This window comes from Hymenobacter cellulosilyticus, from assembly GCF_022919215.1.
GTDB lineage: Bacteria > Bacteroidota > Bacteroidia > Cytophagales > Hymenobacteraceae > Hymenobacter > Hymenobacter cellulosilyticus.
The window spans coordinates 2,083,145-2,099,843 of the sequence record NZ_CP095046.1 but is presented as its reverse complement, the minus strand read 5'-3'; the positions used below and the strand labels follow the sequence as shown (position 1 = coordinate 2,099,843).

Genomic DNA, 16,699 nt, shown 5'->3' with positions numbered 1-16,699 from the left:
GATAAGAGCTATAAATGAGTGGCTAAGGAATGAACACCCGCAGGGCAGGTGGGACCGGCAAGCGGCCGGCGTAGTGTAGGATGCGGAAGCGGGCTGGAAGGTTGGCTGGCTGCCTTAGTAAAAATGCCTGCCGTTTGCACTAAACGACAGGCATTTCCGGGTTCATATATAAGGTTAAACTTATTTTTTGCCGGCGTACTCCTGGTTCAGGTGCTTGAGCACCTGGTCGGTGATGTCGATGTCTTTGCGGCCGTAGGCGATGGTGCCGCTGGGGGCTGCAATGAGAATCAGTTTGTAGCCGTTGTCTTTGCCGTACTTCTCGATCTGCTTGTTGATGCGGCCGAGTACTTGCTCAGTCATCTTGGCTTCTTCCTGCTGGGCCTGGCGCTGCAGCTTTTCCTGGGCCATACCGGCCTGCTGCTGCTGGGTCTGCAGTTTCTGCTCGGTGGCGGCGCGCTGCTCGGGCGTCAGGCTTTCGGCCTGCTTCTGGTACTGCTGCACGGCCGACTGAAAGCTGGTTACCAGGGCTTGGTTCTGGCGCTCCCAACCCCTGGCCTTGGCCTCGAAGCTGCGGCGGGCGTCCTGCATGCCTTTGTAGCCTTCCAGCAGCTTGCCCGATTCCACATAAGCTACTTTATCGGTATCGGCTACGGGCACTACCGTGGTAGTGGCAGCAGTGGCGGTGGTGTCGTCATCATCTTTGGCGGCGGGCTGCACTACGGCAGCAGGCGTAGCCGCTGCGGGCGCCACGGCGGGCTTAGAAGAGAAGTGTAGGTAAAACAGTACGATTACGGCCACTACGAGCACGGCGTCGATTATCAGGCGCAGGGGATTGTTCATTCGAGAAAAAAGAGAAAAAGAGAAAAAGCCCGTCAATGGCTGACCAAAGAAACACAAAAAGTGGCAAGCTACCTGCCTATCAAAGCCTTTATCCGTGGTTTTGCTGCCATTCCTGCCCTAGCAGCGCATACACGTATTCGTCGCCCCAAGCGCCCTTAAACCAGACGTGCTGCCGGAAATGAGCTTCCCGCCGCATTCCTACCCTAGCCAGCAACTCGACCGAGCCGTGGTTGAGGCAGTCGGTCACGGCCATTACCCGGTGCAGGTGTAGCTCCCGGAAGCAGTATTCCAGCAGGGCCCGCAATGCTTCGGTGGCGTACCCTTGCCCCTGTTGCGCCGGCGCCAGCGTAATACCGATTTCGGCCAGCCGGGGCTCATCGGCTTGCAGGCACAGGGCACAGTCGCCCAGCAGCTCGTCGGTGTCGGCGCGGGCAATGGCAATCTGAACCCAGGTGCCGGGCGGGCCAGGAATAGTGGCGCCAGCCTGACTGGCCACGAAAGCCTCGGCCTGAGCCGCAGTGTACGGTTCCCAACTCTGGAAACGGGCTACGGCGGGGTTGGCGCGGTAAGCGGCAAAAGCAGGCAGATCAGCAGCCTGAAAAGGCCGCAGCTGCAGGCGGGCCGTACGCGGCAGGGCAGGAACTGAACTCATATGGACAAGGGAAAAATGCTGCCGTCAGTAGCACCGGCGGCAGCGGTGCTTATTCGATTTCTATTTCTTCCGACTCTTCCGGGTCGCCGGGCTTTTCGTTGAACGGCGGATTGCGGGCCAGCCGGGCAGCTTCGGCTTCGTCTACCAAACCCACGTGCAACAAAGCGTCACCCTGGTTGACCACCGGCATGTGGTTGAGCCCGATAATGTAGCCCGCTACCGGCGACTCCAGCCGCACGGCCTGCTCGCCGTAGGGGTCGGCTACGCTGCCGTAGGTCTGGCCTTTTTCCAGGTACTGCCCGTTTTGCACGTGGCTGCGAAACAGACCCGCAAACTTGGCCCGCAGCCAGGTGTGGCGCAAACACACAATGGTAGGCTGAGTCGGCGGGCTGGCTTCGGGCACCATGCCCAAATGATGCAGCACCCGAAACGTGCCGGCAATAGCCATGTCGATTCCGGTCTCATCGAGCCGCAGCGACTCGCCGGCTTCGTACACAATAATGGACTTGCCCTGCTTAAAGGCCGCCTCCCGTAAGGAGCCTGGCCGCAGGGCGGAGTGCAGCGTGAAAGGCGCCCCAAAGGCCTGAGCCAAATCGTCGCTGTCGGGGGAGCCGAGTTGGCAGCGCACCTGCGGGAAGTTGCTGCGGGCCGCGCCGCCGGTGTGAAAATCAATGCCGCAGTCGACCAGGGGCATGATTTCGCGCATGAAGCGGTGGGCCACGCGGCTGGCCAGCGAACCGCGCGGATGGCCGGGAAAGCTGCGGTTCACGTCTTTACCATCGGGCACTTCCCGGCTGAAATTCAGAAAGCCGTAGATGTTGAGGATGGGAATGGCAATGATGGTTCCGCGCAAGGGGTGCAGCAGGTCGCGCCGGACGAGGCGGCGGATGGTTTCGATTCCGTTTACCTCGTCGCCGTGCATGCCGGCCATCAGCAGAACCGTGGGGCCCGGCTTTTCAGAGCGGTACACGTGCACGGGCACGTCGATAACGGTGCCCGAGGGCAGGCGCGAAATAACCAGCCGCGTCAGGACCTGTTCGCCCGGCCGAATCGTAAGGCCGTTGATGAGCATGTTGGCGGGGGCGGCAAACGGAGCTTCCAGCAAAATTGAGGCACGCTAAGGCTGCGTAACCACCGGACGCAGGCCGGGAGCCGGCCCCTTGCCCGCTCAGAAAGCCCGCAAGTTTCAAAAAAATCGGCTAACCCTTGCTGTCAGCCTTTTAGCCAAGCCCGGAAATGACAGCGCCTCTCCCCTTCTCTGGGACCTTTACTACCCCGTAGCTACAGCAACCTGAGCAAATAGTAAGGCCCTTCCGAACTGGTCCCGACGTCCTGAATCGTCCACCCCAGGTGCTGATAGAAGCCCAGGGCCGAACTGTTTTGCTGCAGGCATTTGAGCGTGGCCGGGCGGCCAATTTGCGCTAGGCAAGCCTGCAGCAAGGCTTTGCCCACGCCGCTACCCGCCTGCGCGGGAGCCACAAAGAGAAAGTGAATAAAGTTGTCGGGCGGCCACCAGGCAATAAACCCCACAGGCTGGTCTTGCAACAGCGCCACCAGGATGGTTTCTCCCTGCGTTACCGTATCAAAGTCAGCTAGGGCAAACTGCGCCGAATCGAGCCAGGTGAAGGCCTGCTGCCGGGCGGCTAGGTATAGCTGCCGCAACGGCTCAGTGTGGTGGGGCGCATACTCAGTGATGATACAACCCATATTCAGTAGCAGGTCCGGCCTTTCTCAGCGGCCTACCCCCGTGGCGTGTCCGACTGCGAGTCGGGCATGGGCGCGGGCGTTTTATCTAGGTCGCCGGTAGGTTTGCTTTTCGCCTTGCGCTGAGTTAGGGCTTCGGTATACTCGATGATTTTGCCGGCAATGTTGAGGCCAGTAGCTTTTTCGATGCCTTCCAGGCCCGGCGAGGAGTTTACCTCCAGCACCAGCGGGCCACGCTTGCTTTGCAGCATATCGACGCCGGCAATGCCCAGGCCCAGGGCTTTGGTGGCCAGCAGGGCAGCGGCTTTTTCGGCCCGGGTGAGCTTGACGAGGGTGCCGGTGCCGCCGCGGTGCAGGTTGGAGCGAAACTCGCCTTCCTTGCCTTGCCGCTTCATGGCCCCCACTACTTCGCCGTTGACCACAAAGGCCCGCAGGTCGGCGCCCTTGCTTTCGGCAATGTACTCCTGCACGATAATGCGGGCCTTGAGGTTGTGAAAGGCCTCAATCACCGATTGCGCCGCCTTTTCCGATTCGGCCAGCACCACGCCCAGGCCCTGGGTGCCTTCGAGCAGCTTGATGATGACCGGCGCGCCGCCCACCAGCCCGATCAGCTCGGATACTTCGTTGGAATAGTTGGTAAAGGCAGTCTTGGGCATGCCCACGCCGGCCCGGGACAAAATCTGCATGGAGCGCAGCTTGTCGCGGGAGCGGATGATGGCCTGGCTTTCGACGGCGGTTTTCACCTTCATCATCTCAAACTGCCGCACCACAGCCGTGCCGTAGAAAGTGGCGGAGGCCCCGATACGGGGATAATGGCGTCGAATTTTTCGAGTTTATTGTCGAGATACACAATGCCGGGGGCTCCTTTCTCGAGCACCAGGTTGCATTTCATATGGTCGATAACCGCCACGTCGTGGCCGCGCTGCTGCGCGGCTTCTACCAGACGAGTCGTGGAATACAGCTTCGGCTCACGCGACAGAATCGCAAGTTTCATCGGAAAGGTGTCTTGGAGGATAGAGGGAAAGAGCAGAAGCAGGCTAGCAAAAGTAATTACCCAAAGCGCTTAGGGATGCGCTTGGTTCGCGGTGTGTTGAAATTTAGCCGAAAGATTGCGCCGGGCTACATCCACCACAAACCGGCCGCGGCGTAGCAACAGCCGCCCAATCAGGACCGGATATCTCATATCGGAACGGTCGGATAAGGAGAATTCGGTGACGTAATCTTCGTTGAAGAGGCGGATAACGGTTTGGATGACATAGCGTTCCTGCACGTCGCCGTTGGAGCTCTTGATGTCCCGCAGGCCGAAGTTGGCGAAGTACATGGCGCGGCCGTTGAAGTTGGGATGGGAATCGTCGAGGAGCTGCACGCGCAGAATCTGGCGGCCGTCGGGCAGTTGCTCCACATGGATGTTGGAGCAGTGAATAGCGCCCGTGTAGGCCCCGGTGTCCACTTTGGCCTCCACCCCTTGAATATCAAACTGCGGAAAGTCGACCAACTCCCGGCGGCCCACCACGCGCTTTGGCACTCGCTGTTTTTTCATCGGCAGGCAAGATAGGTCTAATGTGCTGATGTGCGAACGGCAGAACTATGGCATTGCCAGCAGCGCGTCGCTAATAGGCCTCTGAAACGGGTGGAGCCTTCCAAAGTAAAAAGCCCTTTCCTACGGCGTGCAGGAAAGGGCTTTCTGGTAAAAGAACGTTTGTCACTAGCAGAGGACGGATTGCTTCGCTTCGCTCGCAATGACGCATTCCTCTACATTCAGCACATTATCCTTTGTAGCTGATGCGGTAAACGGCGTCGTTCTGGTCGTCGGAGAGCAGCAGGGAGCCGTCGGGCATCTGGAGCAGGCACACAGGGCGGCCCCAGCTGGTTTTGCCCTGCAGCCAGCCTTCGGCAAAGGTTTCGTAGCTGGTGGTTTGCTTGCCGGTGGCATCGAGCTTAACGAGGCTGATGCGGTACCCGATTTTGCTGCTACGGTTCCAGGAACCGTGCTCGGGAATAAAAATCTGGTTGCGGTACTGGGCCGGAAACTGCTTACCGGTATAGAATTTCATACCCAGAGCCGCCACGTGGGGCCCAAGCTTGCGGGCGGGCTTGGTGTAAGTAGCCGCCGAGCGGCCCTGGCTGAATTCGGGGTCGGGCACGTCGCCGGCAAAGAAGTACGGGAAGCCGAAGTGCAGGCCGGGGGCCGCGGCGCGGTTCAGTTCATCGGCGGGCAGGTTGTCGCCGAGTTGGTCGCGGCCGTTGTCGGTAAACCACAGAGCCTTGTCCACCGGGCTCCAGTCGAAGCCGACGGTGTTGCGTACGCCCTTGGCCACGGTTTCGAAGCCGGTGCCGTCGGGGTTCATGCGGTTGATGGTAGCGTAAATAGCTTCTTCCTGCTCACAGGAATTGCAGGGCGCGCCCACCGGCACGTACAGCTTGCCGTCGGGGCCGAAGGCAATGTACTTGTAGCCGTGCCAGTCCTTGTTGGGCAACTGGTTGTAAACCACCACCGGCTTGGGCTTTTGCTTGAGCGTCTTGGCGATGTTGTCGTAGCGCACTATGCGGTTGATTTCGCCCACGTAAAGCGCCCCGTTGCGCACGGCCACGCCGTTGGGCGCATTCAGGCCGGTAGCCACGGTCACGACTTCATCGGCGCGGCCGTCCTTGTTGCGGTCGGGCAAAGCATACACTTTGTCGTCCTTGGTGCCCACGTACACAGTACCGTCGGGGCCCACGGCAAGTTCCCGGGCGCTTTTCACGCCCTGGGCAAAGTAGCTGATAGTAAAGCCGGCGGGCAGCTTGATTTTACTCAGGTTGGCGTCGGCAGCGGCGGTGGGTTTTTCGGCAGTAAAGCCAAAGGCCAGGGGCGCGAGCAGGGCGAGGGGAAGAAGGCGGCGAATCATACTGTTTCAAACACCAACGTCTACCTGAAGGTTGCAGCACAGCCCGGCCCCACACCGCCCGACTAAGGTATTTGTCGTATCCATTCGTCAGCGGAGGTAGCCAAGCCTCTCCAACCAGCTTCTTCCTGTACTGATGTCCAAACCCCTGCGCCTCCTGGGCCGCCTTGTGGCCAGCCTGCTCACCGTTCTGCTTTTGGCCGGTGTAGCCTTTGCCAACCTTAGCCCCGAGCTGGGCGGCAAGCCCACTAAGGCCCAGCGGGCCGCTTACGCCAAGTCGGGCCACTATCAGGACGGCGAGTTTCAGAACCTGGTGCCTACCAGCGTCAGCACGGGCGGCAGCATGATTTCCATTCTTTGGAAGTTTCTGTTCAACAAGGCGCCTAACGTGATGCCCCCGGCTCCCCTACCCCAGCGGCCACTCGACCCGCTCAGCATCAGCAAGAAAACGCCCGAAATGCTGCGCGCTACCTGGTTTGGGCACTCGGCCAGCTTGGTTGAAATAGCGGGCTATAACATCCTGTTCGACCCGATGCTAAGCGTGAAGATGGGGCCGGTGTCGTGGGCCACGCCCAAGCGCTACAACCCCAGCCTGGCTATTACCGCCGAGGAATTGCCCGCCATCGAAGCCGTGCTGATTTCCCACGACCATTACGACCACCTCGACTACCAAACTATCCGGCGACTCAAGGAAAAGGCCCGGAATTTTTACGTGCCCCTGGGCGTGGGTGCCCACCTGCGGGCCTGGGGCGTAGCGCCCGAAAAAGTGCACGAGCTGGACTGGAAGGACTCGGTGCAGCTGCCGGGACTGACTATTGTGAGCACGCCGGCCCGCCATTTCTCGGGCCGGGGCCTCACCAACCGCAACTCTACTTCCTGGAGCTCCTGGGTGCTCAAGTCGGCTACCAAGCGCGTGTTCTACAGCGGTGACGGAGGCTACGGGCCCCATTTCAAATCCATTGGGGCACAACACGGCCCCTTCGACCTGGCGCTGCTGGAATGCGGGCAGTACGACGCGCAGTGGAGCCAGATTCACATGACGCCCGAGCAAAGCGTGCAGGCCGGCCTCGACGTGCAGGCCCGGACGATGCTGCCCGTGCATTGGGGCGCGTTTACTGAGGCCAACCACGCCTGGAATGACCCCATCCTGCGGGCTACTGCCGAAGCTGCCCGCCTAAAACTGCCCATTACCACACCCGAGCTGGGGCAGCCCGTGGTGCTGGGCGCCGGCCCGCTACCGCAGCTGCCCTGGTGGCAGCGGGTAGGTCAATAGTGGCGCGGTGGACGGACTTACCGGCTTTCCCGCTGACGCACCAGCCGCTCGTACTCCCGTTCCGGCTGCTGCCCGCCGAAGCCGCTGTAGGCCCGGATACCGTTCATCAGCACGCCAAAGCCCCAGAACACCGTGGACCAAACCGGCCAGGGAATGAAGCCGAAATGACGACCCACGTAGTGCCCCCGTTGTTGGCATTGGTGAGCAGCCAAATAGCCCAGAGCAGGGCATTTACGGCCAGGTAGGTAAACAGGTGGGTTTTGAATTTAGCGCGGGCTTTGGCCATGCGCCAGAGTTGGGGGTCACGGTTGGTAGCTTCCATGGCGGGTTCAGTGTTTGGTTAATGATTATGCAACGAACCTATTCATTCGCCGCCACATAGTCAAAGCCTAATATACCGGCTTGTGCCGGAAGCTGGTCTGAAGCAGCAAAATTACCGGATGAAGCGTACAGAACTCCAGGCTGGTTCCGCGGAACTACCCGGCTTTTGTACCGAATCAACTGTATCCGTATGTCAGTTACCACCTCCTCTGCCTGGGGCACCCAAACCCGGGCCTTTGGCCGCCTGTTGCTTTACCAGGGTGATATTACCCAACTTGATACTACGGCCATCGTTAACGCGGCCAACTCCACCATCCTTGGCGGCGGGGGCGTCGACGGGGCCATTCACAAGGCCGGGGGCCCGGCCATTGTGGAAGAGTGCCGCCAGATTCGGGTCCAGCGCTACCCCGACGGGCTGCCTATCGGCGAAGCTGTGCTGACCAACGCTGGGGAATTGCCCAGTCAGAAAGTTATTCACACGGTTGGGCCCATCTGGCACGGTGCCACGAGCAGGAACCCGAACTGCTGGCCCGTTGCTACCGTTCCAGCCTGCAGCTAGCCGCCGACCACCACCTCGAAAGCGTGGCCTTTTCCGCCATCAGCACCGGCGACTATGGCTACCCCAAACCCGAAGCCACCGCCATTGCCGTGCGCGAAGTCCGAGAGTTTCTGGAAAGTCATGAGCTACCGAACACCGTCGTATTCGTCACTTTCGACGACGAAAGCACTCGGCTGTATGAGCAGGAATTAGGCAAGTAAAAAACGTGTCATTGCGAGGAAGCATGACGAAGCAATCCGTCCTCTACTAGTGACAAATGACCTTTACTCAGAAAGCCCTTTACTACCGCAATAGTAAAGGGCTTTTCACTTCAGGCAACTCCGCACATTTCAGAAGACGGATTGCTTCGTCATGCTTCCTCGCAATGACATGTTGGCTTACCATTTCACTTCCTCCAGGTGGCGGCGCAGGTAGCTGCCTACGTCGTAGATCAAACCCGCGTGGCCGGCTTCCAGAAGCACCGTGTGGGCGTTGCGAAGGGAAGCAATGAACTCCTGCAAGCCGGCGTGGGGAATAACCCGGTCGTACTTGCCCAGAAAAAACGTGACGGACGTGGGCCGCTGGTTTAGTAAGAAAGCCAGCCGCCGGGTGTCGAATACGAGGTGGCGAAACCCGACCCAGCTGCGGTACACGCGCAGGCGTTTCTCCCGACTTTCCAGCTGCCACTCGGCAAAGCGTACCAGCCCCGAGTCGACCAGCCGGCGCTGGGCCAGCGTGTTAATAAAGCGCAGCAGCCGCTCGGGGCGCAGCACAGCCCGGCCCAGCACGCCCCGCATCCAGGGCGGGTAGGTAGCCAGGGCGTACCAGAACTGGGTTTTGATGCCGTCCGGCGCAATCAGCCAGATCTTTTCCACCTTATCGGGGAAGTGTTCCACGGCTGTCAGGGCAAACTTGGCGCCCATGCTGAAGGCCAGCAGCCCGAAATGTTCGATGTTATGCTCCGACAGAAACTGGCCCAGCAGCTCGCCCAGGCGTTTTTTGCGCAGGGGTGCATCGGCTTTAGCCAACTTGCTCTGGCCGTGGTAAAACAGGTCGAAGGCGTAGAGCGTCACGTCGGCGCCCAGCATGGCGGCCATGCCGCGCCAGTGGCCTTCGTTCTGCCCGTAGCCGTGAAACGCCAGCACTACCCGCGGCCCAGCCCCGTACTTGCGAAAATGCAGCGTGGTTTTCATGGGTCAAGGAAGAATAGACCCGTTAGTACGGCAGAAACCGGCCGGCGCTGGTGGCGGGCCCCACATTTCTTCCTATTTTGAGCTTATCGGCTGCTCAAGCTAGAGCCGGGAAACGCCGCCGGAAACAATGAATTTCATGACGTCACTGCTGGGCAGGTCGAGGTAGCTCACGTTGTCGGCGGGCACGAGTACCAGCTCGCCGGAGAAGTTGTAGGAGTGCGGAAAGTACACGGCCATCAGCGCCTCGCGGTGAATTACGGTCATGCTGGTTTGGGTTACGAAGCCCATCTTGTAGCACTGCGTGGCCTTGTTCATGAGCACCAGCACGGGCTGGTTGAACTTTTGGTTGTCGCCCACGAAGGCGTCGAGCAGGTCTTTGAGGCTGGAGTAGATGATGCTTACCAGCGGCGTGCGGTGCAGAATCCGCTCGGCCAGCACCAGAAAAGGCCGCACCATAAACGACTTGGCAATAAAGCCCACGGCCGTTACCATGGCCACGATAATGAGCAGGCCCAAACCCGGAATGTGGCTGCCGTCCCAGCTCAGGTCAAACATATGGTCGAGCCAGTTGAAGACGGCGACCAGGATGTAAATCGTCAGGCTGATGGGCGCCACGATGAGGAACCCGTTCAGGAAGTAGTTGAAAAACCTGCTCATAGCGCGTAAAAGGCAAAAAAATACCCGGCCAAAACCGGCCGGGCAAGTAACGAAGTTTGCGAGTAGGAAATCAGAGTTTTTAGCTCCGCCCCGGCGCTATACCGGCAGGCTTTCGGCAATCTGCGCAACCCGGTCGGCCACGCGCTGCATCAGCCACATTGGGGTGCTGGTAGCCCCGCAGATGCCCACGCTGTGGGTGCCCTGCAGCCAGGTCTCGTCCAGTTCCTGTTCGTTTTCGATAAAGTAGCTGCGCGGATTCGTCTGATTTACGACGCTGAACAAAGCCTTGCCGTTGGAGCTCTTACGGCCGCTGACGAACAGCACCACGTCGTAGTCCACAGCAAATTTGCGCAGGGCGGGCTCCCGGTTGCTGACCTGCCGACAGATACTGTCATTGGCGTCGAAGGCGTCCAGGCTGCCCCCGGCGGCGGCAATGCGCTGTTCGATGAGCGCCTTCATGTGGTAGAAGCCCGCAGTACTCTTGGTAGTTTGGCTGAACAGGGTCACGGGCCGGGCAAAGTCAATCTGGTCGAGGTCGGCTTCGGTCATCACGATGATGGAGCGGTTGCCGGTTTGCCCGTTGAGGCCGGTTACCTCGGCGTGGCCGGGCTGTCCGTAGATGACAATCTGCCCATTCTGGCGGGTAGTACTGTCGAAGGCGTGCTTCACGCGGTTTTGCAGCTTGAGCACCACCGGGCACGAAGCGTCAATCAACTCGAGGTTGTTGCGCAACGCCAGCTCGTAGGTTTCCGGCGGCTCGCCGTGGGCCCGGATTAGCACCTTGCAGTCGTGCAGGTTCTGAAGCTGCTCCCGCTCGATGATGCGCAAACCCTGCTGGTGCAGGCGCTCCACCTCCATGCGGTTGTGCACAATATCGCCCAGGCAGTATAAAGTCGGCTCGTGCGCCAGCTCGTCTTCCGCCATCTGAATAGCGAATTCAACTCCGAAACAATACCCCGAATTTTTATCTATCGTGACGTTCATGACTCTTCCTTCAGTAGCAAACACGCGGCGCTGACAGCAACATTCGCGCCCTTATTTTTTATAGACCAGCTCCAGAAGCGTTGCGTTCCTCACCGCCCGTAATAGCCAGCACGCTACGCTCAAACAGCCGGGCCGACACACGCTCCAGCACGAAATCAACCTGCTCGTCAATCATCATGTGGGTCGTGTCGAGCAAGACGGCGTCGGAGGCGCGGCGCAGGGGGCTTTCGGTGCGGGTCGAGTCAATGTAGTCACGCTTGCGCAGGTTTTCGACAATTTCTTCGAGCTCTACCTGCTCATTTTTCAGGGCCAGCTCTTCCTGTCGGCGGCGGGCCCGGGTTTCCACGTCGGCAGTCATAAAGATCTTGACCTCGGCATCGGGAAAAACGGTGGTGCCAATGTCGCGCCCGTCCATGACCACGCCCCGCTTGCGGCCCATGCGCTGCTGCTGAGCTACCAGGGTGTGGCGCACGGCCGGAATGACCGACACTTCGCTCACGGAGTTGGAAATGCGCATCTGCCGGATTTCATCCTCCCGAATCACGCCGTCGAGGCAAAGCTCGTTGCGGCCGGTTTTGCGGTTGCGCTTGAAGGCAATATGAATGTCGTGCAGAGCCTGCTCCACGCGGGGCAAATCGTCGAAGGCAATGTCGCGCTCCAGCAAATAAAGCGTTACGGCCCGGTACATGGCCCCGGTATCAATGTAGGCGTAGCCCAGCTCGGCCGCCACGGCTTTGGCCGTGGTGCTCTTGCCGCAGGAAGAGTAGCCGTCGATGGCAATGACGATTTTTCTCATGGCAAAGTCGGTGGGCTGGGGCTGGTAGAATTCACTAAATCCAATTTTTACGACGGGGCACGACGGCCAAGCGTTCAGGTACACCCGCGAAGAATACGGCAACGGACTCTTTTTGGCCATGAGCCAGCTGCTGCGACACGCGGTAGAAGGGGTTAAAAAAATGCTGGCCGCCGATACCGACGCCGGTACTTTTGTCGGGGCCCAGGGCCCACTCGCCCTGGTAAGTACTCACCAGGCACTGGCCCAGAAAGCAGCCCAGGGCCGAAATTACGCCTTCGCGCTCGGCTTCCTTGATGCTGGCGCGCTGCTCATTGATAAACGTATCGAGACGCTCCACACCGACGGCATCGAACTCGTTTACCTGAAGCTGCTGGCGCACGGCTTCCGCGGCTTTGCGCAGGGCAATCAAAGGATTTTCAGAAGACATAGGCTACAGGCTAAGGACGCGGCTGAGCAGCCGTTTGCAAAAATTGCGTAGTTCGAAAATCGGCGTACTGCCGCAGCAGGCGCTCTACCTGCCAACGCCCTACGCGCTTGGCTTGCACCTGGGCTACCAAAGGCGGAGCATCAGCCAGCATTACCAACAGCAAGGGCTGCAGTATGGCCTTTTGCTTAGGCAGCAACACCCAGTCGCCGGCATTTTTGCGCAGCAGCAGCTTATGCGGCCGCATAAACACGCTGATAAGGGAAGTCACCGGCTCAGAAACGTCGACCAACTGCATGCCGGCACCGCGGAACATCTGCCGCCCGAAGGCTACGGGCAGCACGCCCAGCTTGCCAGGAGCCACGCCCGCTACCGTGATTACCGTGTCCGAATCGCTGAGCACAAAGGCCGTCATTTCCTCGGGTGAGTAGGCCCGGTAATAATTGCCGCTCTCGTTCAGATACACCCGGTCGGGCAGCCAGTCGGCAATCTGCACCGGGTGCCAGGCGCCGTCGAGGCCGCGGAACGTGCCGGGCCGGCCACCGGGCTCGTAGCGCAGCGTGGGGTTGCGGGTGCGCTCGTCGTAAGACGTGGGCGGAATAAATGCCGCGTGTGGCCGCCGCTGCCCCAGCCCGACGAAGTGCCCGGCCACCACCAGCACAGCGGCCAGCAGATAGTTGGGGGGCACAGGCACAAGGGCGCGGAAGTAGTTCACAAAGGGAGGACGCGGGTTCAGATCAAACGGGCACGGGGAGGCGGTCCGGCCAAGTATTTTAACCGGATTAGTGACTATCGCAGGGACAAGGGACTTTGCCGAATTTGGCTTTGCGCTTAAAGGAAGCTGTTTTTTTCTGCTGAACGGTGCGCTGGGCACAGCTCGTCAGGGTAAGGCCCGAACCTGCTATCAAGGCGGCCAACAGCAAAGTCACAATCTTTCTCACCGGCACGGATTTTCGGCAAATATACGGTTCTTTACCCGTTCGCCTTTGCTCAAGCTCAACTTTCCCCCTTCTTTCCTGCTGCCCTATGCCCGCCGATTTCAGCCTGCGCGCCAACGTTATCAATCTGTTTTCGAACACCATACTTCCCGGTACTATTCACGTGAGTGGGGGCAAGGTTCAGGCCATAGCCCTGGATTCGGCCGCGGCACCCGATGCCACGCTGCCTTATGCCCTACCCGGGTTTGTGGACGCGCACGTGCATGTAGAAAGTTCCCTGCTGGTGCCGGCCGAGTTTGCCCGCCTGGCCGTGACGCACGGCACGGTGGCTACGGTGTCCGACCCCACGAAATCGGGAACGTGCTGGGCGTGGCCGGCGTGGAATACATGCTGGAAAGTGGCCGGGCGGTGCCGTTCAAGTTCTGCTTTGGCGCGCCCTCGTGCGTACCGGCTACGCCGTTTGAAACGGCCGGGGCCGAAATAACGGCTGCCGACATTGAGCAGCTGTTTCAGAACCCGGAAATCGGCTACCTGGCGGAAATGATGAACTGGCCCGGCGTGCTGCACCGCGACGCCGACGTGATGCAGAAAATTGCCCTGGCCCAACGCTACAGCCGCCCCGTGGATGGCCACGCCCCCGGCCTGCGCGGCGACGATGCCCGCCGCTACGCCGAAGCCGGTATCAGCACCGACCATGAGTGCTTTACGGCCGAAGAAGCCCTGGATAAGCTGGCCGTAGGCATGAAAATCCTGATTCGGGAAGGCTCGGCGGCCCGCAACTTCGAGGCCCTGATTGACCTGCTGCCCGAACACTACGAGCACATGATGTTCTGTTCCGACGACAAGCACCCCGATACGCTGGTGCTGGGCCACATCAACCAGCTGGTGCAGCGCGCTGTGGCCCGCGGGCAAGATGTCCTGAAGGTATTGCGCGTGGCCTGCCTCAACCCGGTGTTGCACTATAAGCTGCCCGTTGGCTTGCTGCGGGAAGGCGACCCGGCCGACTTCATCGTGGTAGACAACCTGCAGGACTTCCTGGTACGCCAGACTTACCTGGATGGCGTTCTGGTAGCCGAAAACGGCGAAACCCGCATTGCCTCCGTGCCCGTGGCCGTCGTCAACAATTTCCACGCCCAGCCCGTCACAGCCCGGGATTTTGCGCTGCCCGCCCCGGCTCCCGCGGCCACGGTGCGCGTTATTGAGTGCTTCGACGGGCAGCTCATCACGGCCCGCCACGACGTAGCGGCCAAGGTTGAAAACGGCTTGGTGGTGCCTGATGTGACTAATGATATTCTGAAGCTGACCGTGGTGAACCGCTACCAGCCCGCCGCGCCGGCCGTGTCGTTCATCACGGGCTTTGGGCTAAAGCAGGGCGCTCTGGCCTCCAGCGTGGGCCACGACTCTCACAACATCACCGCCGTGGGCTGCGACGATGAAAGCCTGGCCCGGGCCGTGACCTTGGTGATGGAAGCCAAGGGCGGCCTGGCCGCCGTGGGTCCCAATGGGGAGGAAATTCTGCTGCCTTTGCCCGTCGCCGGCCTCATGTCGGACCAGCCGGGCTACCACGTAGCCGAAGCTTATGCTGCCGTTGATGCCTTGTCGAAGCGCCTGGGTAGCCCGCTGGGAGCCCCGTTTATGACCCTGTCGTTCATGGCCCTGCTAGTAATTCCCAGCCTCAAGCTCAGCGACAAAGGCCTGTTCGACGGCGAGGCATTCCGCTTTGTGGAGGCTGTGGTATAAAACTGCTCGATTCGAGCCGAACATAAAAAGGCCGCTGCAAGAACTTGCAGCGGCCTTTTATCTAATTCAGTTGTTGAGCTTAGTTCGTTACGAAGCGCTTGTCGAGCAGCTTCCGCATCTTTTCTTCGGTCAGGGGCTTGGCTAGGTATTCTACGCCTTCGTACTTGGCCACCCGGGCCGTATCGGCCGAGTGCATGGAAGTCGTCAGCACGGCCATTACCGTCTTTTCCTTGATGTCGTCGGGTAGCTGGCTGTACTGTTCCAGGAACTCGAAGCCGTCCATACCGGGCATCTTCAGGTCCACGAATACCAGCTGCGGAGCGTCGGGCTCCATTGAGCTGGTCCGGTCCGTGCCATTGCCCCAGAGAAAGTCGTAGGCCTGCTCGGCGCGGGAAAAGGTATAGACCTTATCGGCCACGTCGAGGCGGCTGAGCAGACGGTTATTGAGGAAGCTAGTCGTTTCGTTGTCATCGACCAGCACCACATTGCGCAGTTTCTTAGGCATATGATTGTCCGTTGAAAGCGTAAGCCCTGCCTAACGCAAACAGGGGGATTCTGTTACAACCAGCCTTGCTCGCGCATCCAGTCGTCGTTGTAGATTTTGCCGAGGTAACGCGTGCCATGGTCAGGTAGAATGATGACCATCACGTCCTCCTCTTTCAAATGCTCTTTGGCGTACTCAAGCGCGCCGTGCACCGCCGAGCCACATGACCAGCCCACAAACAGGCCTTCTTCCTTGGCCAGCCGCCGAGTCATCACGGCTGCGTCCTGGTCGGTGACTTTGATAAACAAGTCAATCAGGTCAAAGTTAACATTTTTGGGAAGAATATCTTCCCCAATGCCCTCGGTCTTATAAGGGTAGATTTCGTTTTCGTCGAAAATCCCGGTCTCCTTGTACTTCTTGAATACGGAGCCGTAGGTGTCCAGGCCCACGGTTACCAGCTCGGGCTTTTGCTCCTTGATGTACTTGGCCGTGCCGCAGATGGTACCGCCCGTTCCCACGCCGCAGGCCAGGTGTGTGATGGTGCCTTCGGTTTGCTTCCAGATTTCGGGACCGGTGCTTTCGTAGTGCGCCGCCGTGTTCGACATATTGTCGTACTGGTTGGGATAAAACGAGTTAGGCGTTTCCTGGCTCAGGCGCTTGGCTACCGAGTAGTACGAGCGGGGGTCTTCAGGCGCTACGTCGACGGGGCAAACCACTACTTCGGCGCCGACGGCCCGCAGAATGTCCTGCTTCTCCTTGCTTTGCTTGTCGCTCATCACGAAGATGCACTTGTAGCCTTTGGCAATAGCACCCAGGGCCAGGCCCATGCCGGTGTTGCCGCTGGTGCCCTCGATGATGGTGCCGCCGGGCTTGAGAATACCGGCTTTTTCGGCGTCCTCAATCATTTTCATGGCCATCCGGTCCTTTACCGAGTTGCCGGGATTGAAATATTCTACCTTCGCCAGGACCGTACCCTTGATGCCGTCGGCGACTTTGTTGAGCTTCACCAGAGGCGTGTTGCCGATGGCCTCAACGATATGATTCAAATACATTGCGAGAGAGGTAAGCGGTGTTTTTTTGAGTGAGAGGACCGCAAAGGTACGGATTTGCCGGCGGAGCCCTAAGCCCCGTTCTGCTTTTCCGAACAGGCCGGCTGCGGCGGCCGGCGCAGCTCTAGGCACCGGCAACAACTTCGTAGACTGGACTGGTTCTAGTCGAGCCCAAAAACTCGATCAATGCCTTCTTGGCCTACTGCGTTTGGTCGCCGGAA

The 16,699-nt window shown here is 59.7% G+C and carries 15 protein-coding genes and 4 pseudogenes; 3 read left to right on the top strand and 16 right to left on the bottom strand.

Annotation, left to right across the window (positions count from 1 at the left end):
* Positions 1-180: 180 nt before the first annotated feature.
* The 7 genes and pseudogenes from MUN79_RS10290 to MUN79_RS10260 form a co-directional block, all read right to left on the bottom strand.
* Positions 181-840 carry an OmpH/Skp family outer membrane protein gene (locus MUN79_RS10290; protein ID WP_244677573.1) on the bottom strand — a complete coding sequence of 220 codons (660 nt, stop codon included), beginning with the start codon at positions 838-840 and terminating at the stop codon, positions 181-183.
* 88 nt (positions 841-928) lie between these two features.
* Positions 929-1,492, bottom strand: a complete 564-nt coding sequence (locus MUN79_RS10285) for a GNAT family N-acetyltransferase (RefSeq protein WP_244677572.1) — start codon at positions 1,490-1,492, stop codon at positions 929-931.
* A gap of 49 nt (positions 1,493-1,541) precedes the next feature.
* A complete protein-coding gene (locus tag MUN79_RS10280) occupies positions 1,542-2,597 on the bottom strand; it encodes a succinylglutamate desuccinylase/aspartoacylase family protein (protein WP_311136705.1) in 1,056 nt (351 codons plus the stop codon).
* A gap of 176 nt (positions 2,598-2,773) precedes the next feature.
* Positions 2,774-3,199, bottom strand: a complete 426-nt coding sequence (locus tag MUN79_RS10275; RefSeq protein WP_244677571.1) for a GNAT family N-acetyltransferase — start codon at positions 3,197-3,199, stop codon at positions 2,774-2,776.
* A 32-nt stretch (positions 3,200-3,231) separates the two neighbouring features.
* Positions 3,232-4,190, bottom strand: a pseudogene (rimK, locus tag MUN79_RS10270) (30S ribosomal protein S6--L-glutamate ligase).
* Between the two features lie 69 nt (positions 4,191-4,259).
* Entirely contained in the window at positions 4,260-4,736 is a 477-nt protein-coding gene (locus MUN79_RS10265) for an ATP-dependent zinc protease family protein (protein ID WP_244677570.1), read from the bottom strand.
* A gap of 226 nt (positions 4,737-4,962) precedes the next feature.
* Complete coding sequence (locus MUN79_RS10260; protein WP_244677569.1) at positions 4,963-6,084, bottom strand: PQQ-dependent sugar dehydrogenase; 1,122 nt, start codon at positions 6,082-6,084, stop codon at positions 4,963-4,965.
* Between the two features lie 133 nt (positions 6,085-6,217).
* Here MUN79_RS10260 and MUN79_RS10255 point away from each other — a divergent pair, with 133 nt between their 5' ends.
* On the top strand, positions 6,218-7,354 hold the full coding sequence (locus tag MUN79_RS10255) for an MBL fold metallo-hydrolase (protein ID WP_244677568.1): 1,137 nt from the start codon (positions 6,218-6,220) through the stop codon (positions 7,352-7,354).
* Between the two features lie 106 nt (positions 7,355-7,460).
* Here MUN79_RS10255 and MUN79_RS31805 read toward each other — a convergent pair whose 3' ends face one another.
* Positions 7,461-7,640 carry a 2TM domain-containing protein gene (locus MUN79_RS31805; RefSeq protein ID WP_375378249.1) on the bottom strand — a complete coding sequence of 60 codons (180 nt, stop codon included), beginning with the start codon at positions 7,638-7,640 and terminating at the stop codon, positions 7,461-7,463.
* Between the two features lie 225 nt (positions 7,641-7,865).
* Here MUN79_RS31805 and MUN79_RS31800 point away from each other — a divergent pair.
* Positions 7,866-8,434: pseudogene (locus MUN79_RS31800) on the top strand (O-acetyl-ADP-ribose deacetylase).
* 177 nt (positions 8,435-8,611) lie between these two features.
* Here the strand turns inward: MUN79_RS31800 and MUN79_RS10240 are convergent.
* From MUN79_RS10240 to MUN79_RS10215, 6 genes are all read right to left on the bottom strand, one after another.
* Complete coding sequence (locus MUN79_RS10240) at positions 8,612-9,406, bottom strand: alpha/beta fold hydrolase (protein ID WP_244677566.1); 795 nt, start codon at positions 9,404-9,406, stop codon at positions 8,612-8,614.
* 99 nt (positions 9,407-9,505) lie between these two features.
* The gene (locus tag MUN79_RS10235; protein WP_244677565.1) at positions 9,506-10,063 is read right to left on the bottom strand and encodes a DUF502 domain-containing protein; all 558 of its coding nucleotides are present in this window, start codon (positions 10,061-10,063) and stop codon (positions 9,506-9,508) included.
* A 96-nt stretch (positions 10,064-10,159) separates the two neighbouring features.
* The gene (locus MUN79_RS10230; protein WP_244677564.1) at positions 10,160-11,047 is read right to left on the bottom strand and encodes a 4-hydroxy-3-methylbut-2-enyl diphosphate reductase; all 888 of its coding nucleotides are present in this window, start codon (positions 11,045-11,047) and stop codon (positions 10,160-10,162) included.
* A gap of 58 nt (positions 11,048-11,105) precedes the next feature.
* Entirely contained in the window at positions 11,106-11,843 is a 738-nt protein-coding gene (gene cmk, locus MUN79_RS10225) for a (d)CMP kinase (RefSeq protein WP_244677563.1), read from the bottom strand.
* A 34-nt stretch (positions 11,844-11,877) separates the two neighbouring features.
* Positions 11,878-12,270 carry a hypothetical protein gene (locus tag MUN79_RS10220; RefSeq protein ID WP_244677562.1) on the bottom strand — a complete coding sequence of 131 codons (393 nt, stop codon included), beginning with the start codon at positions 12,268-12,270 and terminating at the stop codon, positions 11,878-11,880.
* A 10-nt stretch (positions 12,271-12,280) separates the two neighbouring features.
* Positions 12,281-12,961, bottom strand: coding sequence for a hypothetical protein (locus tag MUN79_RS10215; protein ID WP_244677561.1), 681 nt, complete (start codon positions 12,959-12,961; stop codon positions 12,281-12,283).
* A gap of 332 nt (positions 12,962-13,293) precedes the next feature.
* Here MUN79_RS10215 and ade point away from each other — a divergent pair.
* A pseudogene (ade, locus tag MUN79_RS10210) lies at positions 13,294-14,945 on the top strand (adenine deaminase).
* A 79-nt stretch (positions 14,946-15,024) separates the two neighbouring features.
* On the opposite strand, the gene MUN79_RS10205 reads toward ade, so the two are convergent.
* Entirely contained in the window at positions 15,025-15,450 is a 426-nt protein-coding gene (locus tag MUN79_RS10205) for a response regulator (RefSeq protein WP_244677560.1), read from the bottom strand.
* 56 nt (positions 15,451-15,506) lie between these two features.
* Positions 15,507-16,481: pseudogene (locus MUN79_RS10200) on the bottom strand (PLP-dependent cysteine synthase family protein); the annotation flags it as partial.
* Between the last annotated feature and the right edge of the window lie 218 nt (positions 16,482-16,699).